The sequence below is a fragment of the Saccharopolyspora sp. NPDC003752 genome, from assembly GCF_053605825.1.
Window position 1 is genome coordinate 450,452 of record NZ_JBSGJZ010000001.1, and the last position, 12,800, is coordinate 463,251.

11 protein-coding genes are annotated in these 12,800 nt (G+C 71.2%); 4 read left to right on the forward strand and 7 right to left on the reverse strand.

Translation table 11 applies throughout. The features are described from left to right. Positions 1-94: 94 nt before the first annotated feature. Positions 95-2,722 (reverse strand): valine--tRNA ligase, encoded by a 2,628-nt coding sequence (locus ACWEV3_RS02185; protein ID WP_452612107.1) that lies wholly within the window; start codon positions 2,720-2,722, stop codon positions 95-97. 126 nt (positions 2,723-2,848) lie between these two features. Here ACWEV3_RS02185 and ACWEV3_RS02190 point away from each other — a divergent pair, with 126 nt between their 5' ends. Further along, positions 2,849-5,146 carry an FdhF/YdeP family oxidoreductase gene (locus tag ACWEV3_RS02190; protein WP_452612108.1) on the forward strand — a complete coding sequence of 766 codons (2,298 nt, stop codon included), beginning with the start codon at positions 2,849-2,851 and terminating at the stop codon, positions 5,144-5,146. A gap of 45 nt (positions 5,147-5,191) precedes the next feature. Here the strand turns inward: ACWEV3_RS02190 and ACWEV3_RS02195 are convergent, their stop codons facing one another. The 3 genes from ACWEV3_RS02195 to ACWEV3_RS02205 form a co-directional block, all read right to left on the reverse strand. Next, positions 5,192-5,797 (reverse strand): hypothetical protein, encoded by a 606-nt coding sequence (locus tag ACWEV3_RS02195; protein ID WP_452612109.1) that lies wholly within the window; start codon positions 5,795-5,797, stop codon positions 5,192-5,194. 156 nt (positions 5,798-5,953) lie between these two features. Continuing rightward, positions 5,954-6,739 carry an SDR family NAD(P)-dependent oxidoreductase gene (locus ACWEV3_RS02200; RefSeq protein WP_452612110.1) on the reverse strand — a complete coding sequence of 262 codons (786 nt, stop codon included), beginning with the start codon at positions 6,737-6,739 and terminating at the stop codon, positions 5,954-5,956. Between the two features lie 9 nt (positions 6,740-6,748). Continuing rightward, positions 6,749-7,807 carry an SDR family oxidoreductase gene (locus ACWEV3_RS02205; protein WP_452612239.1) on the reverse strand — a complete coding sequence of 353 codons (1,059 nt, stop codon included), beginning with the start codon at positions 7,805-7,807 and terminating at the stop codon, positions 6,749-6,751. A 71-nt stretch (positions 7,808-7,878) separates the two neighbouring features. Here ACWEV3_RS02205 and ACWEV3_RS02210 point away from each other — a divergent pair, with 71 nt between their 5' ends. Continuing rightward, positions 7,879-8,805: a LysR family transcriptional regulator gene (locus tag ACWEV3_RS02210; RefSeq protein ID WP_452612111.1), complete on the forward strand. Its 927-nt coding sequence runs from the start codon at positions 7,879-7,881 to the stop codon at positions 8,803-8,805. Between the two features lie 15 nt (positions 8,806-8,820). Here ACWEV3_RS02210 and ACWEV3_RS02215 read toward each other — a convergent pair whose 3' ends face one another. Together ACWEV3_RS02215 and ACWEV3_RS02220 are read right to left on the reverse strand one after the other, a co-directional pair. Beyond that, positions 8,821-8,928, reverse strand: a complete 108-nt coding sequence (locus ACWEV3_RS02215; RefSeq protein ID WP_452612112.1) for an MFS transporter small subunit — start codon at positions 8,926-8,928, stop codon at positions 8,821-8,823. Then, positions 8,925-10,262, reverse strand: a complete 1,338-nt coding sequence (locus ACWEV3_RS02220; RefSeq protein ID WP_452612113.1) for an OFA family MFS transporter — start codon at positions 10,260-10,262, stop codon at positions 8,925-8,927. The genes ACWEV3_RS02215 and ACWEV3_RS02220 overlap by 4 nt, the downstream gene beginning before the upstream one ends. Positions 10,263-10,367: 105 nt before the next feature. Here ACWEV3_RS02220 and fdhD point away from each other — a divergent pair, with 105 nt between their 5' ends. Both fdhD and ACWEV3_RS02230 read left to right on the forward strand, forming a co-directional pair. Then, a complete protein-coding gene (gene fdhD, locus ACWEV3_RS02225) occupies positions 10,368-11,204 on the forward strand; it encodes a formate dehydrogenase accessory sulfurtransferase FdhD (RefSeq protein ID WP_452612114.1) in 837 nt (278 codons plus the stop codon). A gap of 74 nt (positions 11,205-11,278) precedes the next feature. Further along, entirely contained in the window at positions 11,279-12,154 is an 876-nt protein-coding gene (locus ACWEV3_RS02230; RefSeq protein ID WP_452612115.1) for an alpha/beta hydrolase, read from the forward strand. 7 nt (positions 12,155-12,161) lie between these two features. Here the strand turns inward: ACWEV3_RS02230 and ACWEV3_RS02235 are convergent, their stop codons facing one another. Then, on the reverse strand, positions 12,162-12,800 hold the full coding sequence (locus ACWEV3_RS02235; protein WP_452612116.1) for an RBBP9/YdeN family alpha/beta hydrolase: 639 nt from the start codon (positions 12,798-12,800) through the stop codon (positions 12,162-12,164).

Consider the following 12,800-nt stretch of genomic DNA (forward strand, 5'->3'; position numbering starts at 1 on the left):
GGCGAAAGCGGCGATTTCGCGAGAAATCGCCGCTCGTCGCGCCTGCCGGGTGGCGGTTTCACGCGAAATCGCCACCCGGCGAGCTCGAAACCGGTCAGGCCCCCGGCAACGCGGCCAGGCGCGCGTTGATGCGGGCGATGTCGGCCTGCGCCGTCTCGCGGCGGGCCTTGATCTTGTCCACCACGTCGGCCGGGGCCTTGTCCAGGAACGCCGGGTTGTTCAGCTTCTTGTCGGTGCCCGCGAGTTCCTTCTCCGCCACGGCCAGGTCCTTGGCCAGCCGCTTGCGCTCGGCGGCCACGTCGACCGCGCCGGAGAGATCCAGCTCCACCGACACGTTGCCGCCGGCCAAGCCGACCTCGATCGACGCCGACGAGGTGAACCCGTCGGCCGGCTCGGTGACCCGGGCCAGCGCCTGCACCGCGGGCACGTGGTCCGCCAGCCCCAGCTCCGCGATGCCGCCGAGCTTGGCCGCGACCCGCTGCCCCGGCTTGAGGCCCTGGTCGGACCGGAAGCGCCGGATCTCGGTGATCAGCTTCTGCGCCGCCGCGATCCGCTCCGCGGCGGCGGGGTCGGCAACCGCCCCGGACGCCTTCGGCCAGTCCGCGATCACCACGGACTCGCGGCCGGTCAACGCGGTCCACAGGGTCTCGGTGATGAACGGGATCGTCGGGTGCAGCAGCCGCAGCAGCACGTCCAGCACGTATCCGAGCACCTCGCGGGTCCGCTCCGCCCGCTCGCCGTCCAGCTGGACCTTGGACAGCTCCAGGTACCAGTCGCAGAACTCGTCCCAGGTGAAGTGGTAGAGCGCCTCGGTCGCCTTGGCGAACTGGAAGTCCTCCAGCAGCTCGTCCACATCGGACACCAGCTGGTCGACGCGGTCCAGGATCCACCGGTCCGCGTCGGTGAGCTCGCCGCGGTCGGGCAGCCGCTCCGGCACCTTCGCGCCGTTCATCATCGCGAACTTGGTGGCGTTGAACAGCTTCGTGCAGAAGCTGCGGGACGCCGCCACCCATTCCTCGCTGATCGGCGAGTCGGTGCCGGGGTTCGCGCCGCGGGCCAGGGTGAACCGCAGCGCGTCGGTGCCGTAGGTGTCCATCCACACGAGCGGATCGACGGTGTTGCCCGCGGACTTCGACATCTTCTTGCCGTGCGCGTCGCGGACCATGCCGTGCAGCGCGATGACCTTGAACGGTTCCACGCCGTCCATCGCGTAGAGGCCGAACATCATCATCCGGGCGACCCAGAAGAACAAGATGTCGTAGCCGGTGACCAGCACGCTGGTCGGGTAGAACTTCCGCAGGTCCGCGGTGTCCGCCGGCCAGCCCATCGTGGAGAACGGCCACAGGCCCGAGGAGAACCAGGTGTCCAGCACGTCCTCGTCCTGGTGCCAGCCCTCGCCCGACGGCGGCTCCTCGTCCGGCCCGACGCAGACGACCTCACCGCCCGGCCCGTACCAGATCGGGATGCGGTGACCCCACCACAGCTGCCGCGAGATGGCCCAGTCGTGCAGGTTGTCGACCCAGTCGAAGTAGCGCTTGGTCATCTCCGGCGGGTGCACCGCGACCCGGCCGTCGCGCACCGCGTCGCCGGCGGCCTTGGCCAGCGGGCCGACCTTGACGAACCACTGCAGCGACAGCCGCGGCTCGATCGGCTCCTTCGACCGCGAGCTGTGCCCGACGCTGTGCAGGTACGGGCGCTTCTCCGCGACGATGCGGCCCTGCTCGCGCAGCGCCTCGCGGACGGCGACGCGGGCCTCGAAGCGGTCCATGCCGTCGAACTGCGTGCCGGTGTGGGCGATCCGGCCCTGCTCGTCCATGATCGTCAGCATCGGCAGGTCGTGCCGCTTGCCGATCTCGAAGTCGTTCGGGTCGTGCGCCGGGGTGACCTTGACGGCGCCGGTGCCGAACTCCGGGTCCACGTGCTCGTCGGCGACGATCGGGATCTTGCGGCCGGTCAGCGGCAGCTCGATCTCGGTGCCGACCAGGTGCTTGTAGCGCTCGTCGCCGGGGTGGACCGCGACGGCGGTGTCGCCGAGCATCGTCTCGATCCGGGTCGTGGCGACCACGATCGCGTCGTCGCCGTCGCCGTAGCGCATGGAGACGAGCTCGCCCTCGACCTCCTTGTGCTCCACCTCGATGTCGGAGATCGCCGAGCGCATCTGCGGCGACCAGTTGACCAGTCGCTCGGCCCGGTAGATCAGCCCGTCGTCGTAGAGCTTCTTGAAGATCGTCTGCACCGCGCGGGAAAGCCCGGCGTCCATGGTGAAGCGCTCGCGGGTCCAGTCGACGCTGTCGCCGAGGCGGCGCATCTGGGACAGGATCGCCCCGCCGTGCTTCTCCTTCCACTGCCACACGCGCTCCAGGAACGCCTCGCGGCCCAGCTCGCGGTGGTCGATGCCCTCCTCGCGGAGCTGCCGCTCGACCAGCGCCTGCACCGCGATGCTCGCGTGGTCCATGCCCGGCAGCCACAGCGCCTCGTAGCCCTGCATCCGGCGGCGCCGGGTGAGGATGTCCATCAGGGTGTGCTCGAAGGCGTGCCCGATGTGCAGGCTGCCGGTGACGTTCGGCGGCGGGATGACGATCGAGAACGGCGGCTTGTCGCTGTTCGCGTCGGCGGTGAAGTATTCGGCGGCTACCCAGCGCTCGTACAGCTCGGCCTCTACGTCGGCCGGATTCCAGGTCGACGGAAGTTCACGTTGCTGAGCGTCATGGGTCTGTGTCACGCACCGGATTCTACGAGTGCCTGTTCAGCGCGTTTTCCGGGCATTGGGGTGCGCGGCGACCAGCGCGGTTGTGACTCCCCCCACCCCACCCGTGCCCGCCTGCGCGCCGTGGCGCACGCTAGGCGCATGTCGCGTGGAGCGCCCGAACAGGACATCGACGAGAACGGCCTCCGAGTCGGTCCGCCCGGCCAGGCCGCGGCGGGGGTGAAGGGAGTTCTGGTCTCGCTGCAGCGCAGCTGGGAGCAGATGGGCCTGACCCGCACCGTGCGGACGTTGCCGCTGCTGAACCAGCGCGCGGGCTTCGACTGCCCCGGGTGCGCGTGGCCGGACCCGCGCGAGGCCGAGGGCGACAAGCGGAAGCTCGCCGAGTTCTGCGAGAACGGCGCGAAGGCCGTCGCCGAGGAGGCGACGACGCGGCGGGTCGGGCCGGAGTTCTTCGCCCGCCACCCGGTCGCCGAGCTCGCCGGGAAGACCGACTACTGGCTCGGCCAGCAGGGCAGGCTGACGCAGCCGATGATCCTGCGCGACGGCGACAGCCACTACCGGCCGATCGGCTGGGCCGAGGCGTTCGAGGTGATCGGGGCGGGCCTGCGCGGGCTGGCCTCGCCCGACGAAGCGGCCTTCTACACCTCGGGCCGCACCAGCAACGAGGCGGCGTTCCTCTACCAGCTGCTGGTGCGCAGCTTCGGCACGAACAACCTGCCGGACTGCTCGAACATGTGCCACGAGTCGTCCGGGTCGGCGCTGACCGAGACCATCGGCATCGGCAAGGGCTCGGTGTCGTTGTCCGATGTGGAACACGCGGACCTGGTGCTGGTGGTGGGCCAGAACCCGGGCACCAACCACCCGCGGATGCTGTCGTCGCTGGAGAAGGTCAAGCAGCGCGGCGGGCGGATCATCGCCGTGAACCCGCTGCCGGAGACCGGGCTGATGCGGTTCAAGAACCCGCAGAACGTGCGCGGCGTGGTCGGCGACGGCACCCAGCTGGCCGACGAGTTCGCGCAGATCCGCATCGGCGGCGACCTGGCGCTGTTCAAGGCCCTCAACGCGCTGGTGCTCAAGGCGGGCGCGGTGGACCAGGAGTTCATCGACGCGCACGCGCACGGCTTCGACGAGTTCGCCGCCCAGGCCCGGGAGGTCGACTGGGAGGCCACCGCCGAGGCGACCGGCCTGGACCGCGAGCAGATCGAGCGGATCGCCGAGATGCTGATCTCCGCGCAGCGCACGGTGGCGTGCTGGGCGATGGGCCTGACCCAGCAGAAGCAGGGCGTCGCCACCATCCGCGAGATCGTCAACCTGCTGCTGCTGCGCGGGATGATCGGCAAGCCCGGCGCCGGGGTGTGCCCGGTGCGCGGCCACTCCAACGTGCAAGGCGACCGGACGATGGGCATCTGGGAGAAGATGCCGGAGCAGTTCCTGGCCGCCCTGGAGCGCGAGTTCGGGGTACCGGTGCCGCGGGAGCACGGCCTGGACACCGTGGACACCATCCGCGCCATGCAGGCCGGCCGGGTCAAGGCGTTCGTGGGGATGGGCGGGAACTTCGTCTCCGCGACGCCGGACACCGACGCGACCATCCGGGCGCTGCGCGGCTGCGAGCTGACGGTGCAGGTGTCCACGAAGCTCAACCGCTCGCACGTCGTCCCGGGCCGCACCGCGCTGATCCTGCCCGCGCTCGGCCGCACCGAACGCGACGCGCAGGGCACCGGCGAGCAGTTCGTGACCGTCGAGGACTCGATGTCGGTGGTGCACGCCTCTCGTGGGCGGCTCGCGCCGGCATCCGAGCACCTGCTCTCCGAGGTCGCGATCATCTGCCGGCTGGCGCGCGAACTGCTCGGCCCGGACCACCCGGTGCGCTGGGAGTCCTTCGAGCGCGATTACGACGTGATCCGGGACCACATCGCGCAGGTGGTGCCCGGCTGCGAGGACTACAACCGGCGGGTCCGCGAACCGGACGGCTTCGTGCTGCCGCACCCGCCGCGCGACAGCCGCACGTTCCCGACGGCGACCGGCAAGGCGAACTTCACGGTGAACGTCCCGGAGCCGATCCGGGTGCCCGCGGGGCGGCTGCTGCTGCAGACGATGCGCAGCCACGACCAGTACAACACCACGATCTACGGGCTCTCGGACCGCTACCGCGGCATCGAGGACGGCCGCCGCGTGGTGCTGGTCAACGGCGAGGACATCGCGGAACTCGGCTTCGCGGCGGGAGATCTGGTGAACGTGATCTCGGAGTGGGCGGCGCCGGACGGCTCGGTCGAGGAGCGCCGTGCGGAGCGCTTCCGGATCGTCGCCTACCCGACCGCCCGGGGCTGCGCGGCGGCCTACTACCCGGAGGCCAACCCGCTGGTACCGCTGAACTCGGTGGCGGAGAAGTCCAACACGCCGGTGTCCAAGGCGGTCGTCATCCGCCTCGAACGGGCCTGATGCGGTCGTGGGTGGCCCTCCCAGCAGGAGAGCCACCCACGAGGGCTAGCCGCACTGCCAGAGGAAGCGGCCCTGGCCGGTCTTCTCGTCGATGAAGGCGTAGGCGACACCCGCGTCGCCGAGGTTCATGTCGAACGGTTCGTCCGCGCTGTCCAGCTGCGCCACGAACCGCCAGGTGCCGGGTTCGTCCGGCCACTCCTCGCCCTGCAGCCAGACCGGTTCGCCCCACAGCCGGCTGCGCAGGTCGTCGTCCTCGTCGTCCACCGCGTCCGGGTCGTGCGGGGCCAGTTCCGCGTGGTGGTCCGGGCCGAACGTCGGGCCTCGGCGGATGCTGGCCACCTGGTAGAACTCCGCCGGCTCGCCGGGCTGGGCGAAGAAGGCGTTCTCACCGGCGGTCGGGTCGTAGGTGCCGTCGACGAACTCGTCGGAACCGTCCTCGGTCATGAACAGGTAGCCGAGCCGGACTTCCTCGCCCGGCAGGCGGATCTGGCCGATGAACCGCATCGGGCGGCCGGTGTCGGCGGACAGCGGCCAGGTCGGGTCGGCCAGCCACACCGGCTGGCCGCCGAACTTCGTGATCGGTTCGGTGATCGGTTCCGACGCCTCCGCGAAGCGCAGGTTCTGCCGTTCGGGCGGGGTGCTGGTGGCCATCGCATTCCTCACTGTGCGGGGTGCCTCGCCGACGGTAGCCCCACCGACCGCCAGCGCGGGACCGATCGCCCCGAAACCACCACGCAGGCCGAACCGCAATTTCCATTGAAATCGAAGGTCCGATTTCAATGGAAATTGCGGCGAACGGATGCCGTGTCACAGCTGGCGGAGGGCTCCGCCGTCGACCGCCCACTCCGCGCCGGTCACCTGAGCCGCCAGCGGGGACAGCAGGTAGACGATCACCCGGGCCACGTCGTCCGGGGTTCCCAGGCGGCCCGTCGGCAGGCCGCGGACGTCGCGGACGAAGTGCTCCACCGCCTCCTCCACCGGCAGGCCGAACCGGTCCGCCAGCTGCGCCGCGAAGCCGCCCGGCGCGTCCCACAGCCAGGTCCGGGTCGGGCCCGGCGCGACGACGTTGGAGCGCACGCCGCGCGGGCCGAACTCGATCGCCAGCGCCTTGGACACCGACAGCATCGCGGTCTTCGAGGCCGCGTAGTCGATCAGCGGCACGTCCGTCAGGCGCGCCGCCTCGCTGGTCACGTGCACGACGCTGCCCGCGCCCTGCGCCAGCATCGCGGGCAGCGCCGACCGGGTCATGCGGATCGCCGAGTGGAAGTTCAGCTCGAAGGTCCGCTTCCACTCCTCGTCGGCGACGTCCAGGAAGCCGGTGCGCGACTGCAGCCCGCCGACGTTGTTCACCAGCCCGTCCAGGCGACCGTGCCGCTCCAGCGCGGTCGCCACGACCCGCTCGGCGGCGTCCGGGTCGGTGATGTCCGCCGCCACCGCGCTGATCCCGCTGCCGAGCGCGCAGATGCCGTGCGGTTCGCGCGCCACCCCGACCACTTTCGCGCCCTCCGCCGCCAGCAGGCGGACGGTCGCCTCGCCGATGCCCGCGGAGGCACCGGTCACCACGAAGACCTTGTCGGCCAGTTGCAGATCCATCAGGACTCCTCAGGGAATGACGCGGCGCGCGCGCAGGTCGTCGAAGATCTCCAGGAACATCGCCTCGGTGTCGACGAACTCGTGGAACCCGAACCGGCGGGCCTTCGAGCCGTCGGCGAACATGTCGTAGTCCCAGGAGAAGACGAAGTCGCCGAACGCCCAGGACGAAACCTCCTGGTACGCGTGCGGTTCCAGGCCGTGGTCGGCGACCATCTGCTGCCACAGCCCGGCCTTGTCGGCCATCACGTCGCTCAGCGACATCGGCAGCGGGTCGGCGACCTCCAGGCCGAAGTGCGCGGCGATCTTCGGCCACAGCTCCCGCCAGCGGAACAGATCGCCGTTGTTGATGTTGAACGCCTGGTTCTCGGCCCGCTCCGAGGTGGCGGCCCAGACCGTCGCCTTCGCCAGCAGGCCGGCGTCGGTCATCTCCAGCAGCGAGTCGTAGGCGCCGGGCTTGCCGGGGAACCGCAGCGGCAGGCCGAGTTCCTTCGAGATCGCCGCGTAGATCGCGATCACCATCGCCAGGTTCATCGGGTTGCCGAGCGCGAATCCGGCCACCACCGACGGGCGCAGGGCCGTCCAGGTCCAGGCCTTGCCGCGCTGGCGCTGCTCCAGGAACTGCTGCTGGGAGGCCATGAACTCGGGCGGCATCGGGCGGGCGTCGGTCTCGCGGGCCGGCGTCTTGAACGGCCCGAGGTGCGCGCCGTAGACCTTGTAGCCCTGCATGAGGCTGATGTGCCGGAGGCCGGGCGCGACGGCTTCGACCGCGTCGACGACGTTGGTCAGCATCGCCATGTTCGGCGGGACGAGTTCGGCCCAGGTCGGGCGGTCCTGGTAGGCCGCGTAGAAGACGTGCGTGACGCCGGTGAGCTCGCGCAGCTTCGCCCCGGTGTCCTCCGGGTCGAGCAGGTCGACGGCCACGTACCGGACCCGCTCGGTGTTCTCGCCGCCGCGCCGGGACAGCCCGATCACCTCCCAGTCGGGCAGCGTGGCCAGGTGCTCGACGAGGTTGCGGCCGATGACCCCGTTGGCCCCCACGACCAGGGCGACCTTGGTGTTGTGCTCCATGCCGACAACACTCGTCGCCATCGAACCATAAGTCCAAGGCTTGTTCTTTCTGACAGTGATAAGTTCTGTTCATGTCAACGCTGCGGCAGTTCGAGTACCTGGTCACGGTGGTGGCGGAGGGGTCGTTCACCCGCGCCGCGGAGCTCCTGCACGTCACCCAGCCCGCGCTGTCGCACCAGGTGCGCGCGCTGGAGCGGGGGGTCGGCGGCCCGCTGCTGGAGCGCCTGCCGCGCGCGGTGCGGCTGACGCCGATGGGCCGCGCGATGCTGCCGCACGCCCGCGCGGCGCTCGCCGACGCCGAACGCGCCCGGCTGGCCGCCCGGCAGGCATGCGGGCTGGAGAGCGGCGAGCTGCAGCTCGCGACGGTGTACTCGATCAGCCTCGGCGTGCTGCCGCCGGTGCTGCGCGCCTGGCGCCGCGAGCACGCGGGTGTCCACATCAGACTCTTCGAGCACCGGCACACCGACGAGCTCCGCGCCGCGATGACGGCCGGGCAGGCCGATCTCGCGGTGGGTCCGCCACCGTCCGATTGGGACGGTCCGGTGCACACCTTGGGAGTGGAGGAGTTCGTCGTCGTGCTGCCGCCGGACGATCCGGCCGTCGACGAGGGCGCGACGCGCATCGAGCTCGGGGCGCTCGCCGACCGGGGATGGGTGCACTACAGCCCGGAGAACGGGCTCTCCGACGTGCTCGAACAGGCCTGCGCCGGCGCCGGCTTCCAGACGCGCGCCGCGATCCGCACCGAGCAGACCGCCGCGGCCCCCATGCTCGCCGCCGCCGGGCTGGGCCCCGCGCTGGTTCCGGCGAACATCATCCCGCCCCGCTTCGACGGCGCGCTGCTGCGCCCCGACCCGCCCGTGCACCGGACCCTGACCGCCTACACGCGCAGCGGCCCGGACCCGCTCACGTCGGCGTTCGTCGACACCCTCGCCCGCAAGGCCGCGGTCCTCCCCGACCACGTGCGCCGCCGCCTCGCACCCGCGAAAACCGGCTCCTGACCACGCGAAACCGCGCTAGCCGGTGAAGAGCTGGGTGACCTTCTGGACCAGTTCGCAGATGCCGTAGGCGAACGGCAGGCCGACCCACGCCCACGCGAGGACGAGCAGTGCTCGGCGGTTCATCGCGCACCTCCGGTGGCCGGTTCGTGGAACCTGGGATGGACCGGCCGCACCAGCTCGTTGGCCACGAACCCGACGACCAGCAGGCCGATCATGATGTACAACGACGTCGTGTACAGGTCCGGCCCGGTGGCGCCGGCCGCCTTGCGGACGTCGGCGATCGCGTTGACGATCAGCGGCCCCAGCACCCCGGCCACCGACCACGCGGTGAGCAGCCGGCCGTGGATCGCGCCCACCTGGAGACCGCCGAACAGGTCCTTCAGATAGGCCGGCACGGTCGCGAAACCGCCGCCGTAGAACGACAGGATCAGCATCGCGCACAGCACGAACACCGGCACCCCGGTCGCGCCGAACAGCATGATGCCCAGGTACAGCAGCACCCCGCCGCCCAGGTAGAGCCGGTAGACGTTCTTGCGCCCGATGATGTCCGATGTGGACGACCAGACGAACCGCCCGGCCATGTTGGTCAGCGACAGCAGCGCGACGAAACCGGCCGCCGCGCCCGTCGCGACCGGCGTCGAGCTGCCCGCGAAGAAGCCGACGATCATCGGCGACGCCTTCTCCAGGATGCCGATCCCCGCGGTGACGTTGCAGCACAGGACCACCCACAGCAGCCAGAACTGCGGCGTGCGCATCGCGTTGCGGGCCGTCACGTTCGCCGTGGTGATCATCGGGCCGGCGATCCGCTCCGGCATCCCGGCGGGCCGCCAGTCCGGCGGTGGCACCCGGACCAGCAGCACACCCAGCGACATGAACACCGCGTAGGCCAACCCGTGCACCAGGAACGTCAGCGCGATCCCGGAACTGCCGCTGCCGAAGGACTCCAGCATCTGCGCGGACCACGGCGAGGCGATCAGCGCGCCGCCGCCGAAACCCATGATGGCGATGCCGGTCGCCATGCCCGGCCGGTCCGGGAACCACTTGATCAGCGTCGACACCGGCGAGATGTAGCCGATGCCGAGCCCGATCCCGCCGACGAACCCGTACCCGAACACCACCAGCCAGTACTGGCCGGTCGACACCCCGAGCGAGGAGAGCAGGAACCCGGCCGAGAAGCAGGTCGCGGACACGGCCATCGCCCACCGCGGGCCGCGGCGCTCCACCAGCGTCCCGCCCAGCGCGGCGGACAGGCCGAGCATCACGATGGCCAGCTGGAACGGCAGCGCGCTGAGCGTCCCGGACAGGCCGAGGGCGTCCTCCAGCGGCGGTTTGAAGACGCTCCACGCGTAGACCTGCCCGATCGACAGGTGCACCGCGAGCGCTGCAGGCGGGACCAGCCACCTGTTCCAGTCGCGAGGTGCGACGATTCTGTTGGGGGTGAGCAGGTCTGCGACCATGGGACCTCCCCGATGCGGCGTTGATCACAGCGCGGCTGAGCATACGGTGTACAAGGGCGTTCGGACGAGGACGATTTCGCCGATGCGGCCGGTAGGGAGGGCCCGATGGGACGTGTCACCGTGCGACGACCGGTGCTGAAGATCGCCGCCGACGGCAGCCGGAGCCGGCCGGACACGCTGGCCGCCGAGGAGCCGCTGGAGATCCGGGTCAACGGCGCGCCGCTCTCGGTCACCATGCGCACGCCCGGCCACGACGTCGAACTCGCGCACGGGTTCCTGCTGACGGAAGGCGTCATCCACGACAAGGCCCAGCTGTCCACGGCCCGCTACTGCGACAGTCCCGGCCCCGACGGCCGCAACACCTACAACGTGCTGGACATCCTGCTCGCCCCCGGCGTGCAGCCGCCGGACGCCTCTGTGACGCGCAACTTCTACACCACGTCGTCGTGCGGGGTGTGCGGCAAGGCCGCGCTGGACTCCGTCCGGCTCAGCACCCGGCACTCCCCCGCCGACGACCCGCTGACGCTGGACACCGACACCCTCGCCGCCCTCCCGGACCGGTTGCGGGCCGCGCAACGCGTCTTCGACACCACCGGCGGGCTCCACGCGGCAGGACTGTTCGACTCCGACGGCGGACTGCTCGTGGTGCGCGAAGACGTCGGCAGGCACAACGCCGTCGACAAGGTCCTCGGCTGGGCCGTGCTGGCGGACCGGGTGCCGCTGACCGGCTGCGTGCTGATGGTGTCCGGCCGGGCGTCGTTCGAACTCGTGCAGAAGGCCGCGATGGCCGGGGTGCCCGCGCTCGCCGCGGTGTCGGCGCCGTCCTCGCTGGCCGTGGACCTCGCGGCCGAGCAGGGCATGACGCTGATCGGGTTCCTCCGCGGCCGCACCATGAACGTCTACACCGGAACCGAACGCATCGTGACGAAGGACATCGCCTGATTCCTTCCCACTCGGTTGGTGCCGACGCACCCCGTTGGCACGATGAAAGCCGGACGGCGAAAACGGGAGGGCGCATGGGCGACGGTGAACCGCGCAGCCACATGCTCGGCAGGCGCAGCGTCCTCGCCTCCGGCGTCGCCGGGCTGGCCGCGCTGAGCATCGGGCTGACCGCCGACCTCGACACGCGCCCCGCGGTGCAGTACATGGACGAGTCGAACGTGCTCGTCGAGCAGGTGCACTCGCAGGCCCGCAACTGCCCCGTCCACCTGGTCACGATGTTCCCGAAAGGCGTTGCGCGCGAAGGGCTTCCGGTCTGCCTGATGCTGCACGGCCGGTTCGGCGACGCGCGCAAGTCCGCGGGCGGGCTGCCGACCTGGCTGTCCGACGCCGTGGCCGCGCGCCGCATCCCGCCGTTCGCGTTCCTGGCCGTGGACGGCGGCGGGAACAGCTACTGGCACCGGTGGCCGGGCGACGACCCGATGTCGATGCTGCTCGACGAGGTGCCGCGCTGGCTGGCCGAACGCCGCCTCGGCGGCCCGAGCGGCCAGCCGTTCGCGGCGGCCGGCATCTCGATGGGCGGGTTCGGGGCGCTGCTCTACGCCCGCCGCCGGCTCGAACAGGGCAATCCGCTGTCGGCCGCCGCCGTCGTCTCCCCCGCCCTGATCACCAGCTGGCGGGAGATGAGCAAGCGACGCGCCTTCGCCAACGAGGCCGAGTGGGCCGCGATGGACCCGCTCCGGCACATCGACGAGCTCGGCGACGTGCCGCTGGGCGTGTGGTGCGGCACCGAGGACCGATTCATCGAGGGCACCCGCCGCTTCATCCGCGCGGCCCAGCCCGAGTACGCCTCGACCACCCCGGGCGGGCACAACAGCCGCTACTACCGGAAGGCCCTGCCGGAGGTCGTCGACTTCGTGGGCGGCCAGCTCGCCCGGTCGCGCAAGAAGTGAGGGCCGGTCACACCAGCCGCAGGCGGTCCTGGGACCGGCCCGCGGTGTAGGTGTCGGCGTCGAAGCGGTCGTTCAGCGGCACCGAGCCGTAGAGGGCCCAGCGCAGCACCGACGGCCAGGGGCCGTAGCCCGCGTCTGTGTTGAGGTGCTCGCCGTCGAGGATCACGTCCAACTCGACCTGCAGGTCCGCGGCCAGCGCGTGCGCCCGGTACATCGACAGGTACGGGTCGCCGGTGCCCACCACGAGCCGGGTGATCCCGGCGGCGCGGCGCAGCGCCGCGGCGTCCGTGGGATAGGGCGTGATGTCCTGGGCGTCCGGGTGCCGCCAGTCCAGGGCGGGCGGAGACACCAGCAGGACCCGGTCCGCGCGCCGGTCCCGCCCGGCGATCGTCGCCGCGTGGTGCAGCCACAGCGCCACCCCGCAGGAATGCGCCGCCACGACGAGCTCGGCCTCCCGCGGCACGGCCTCCAGCCGCTCCCGCAGCACCGGCAGCCACCGGTCGAGCGCCGGCCGGTCGGGATCGGGCAGGCTCGGCAGGTCCACCCGGACACCCTGGTCGCGGAGCTGCCCGGCGAGCCATTGCTGCCAGTGCCAGGGGCCGGAACCGGTCATCCCGTGAATCAGCAGGACATGCATCTCGCTCAT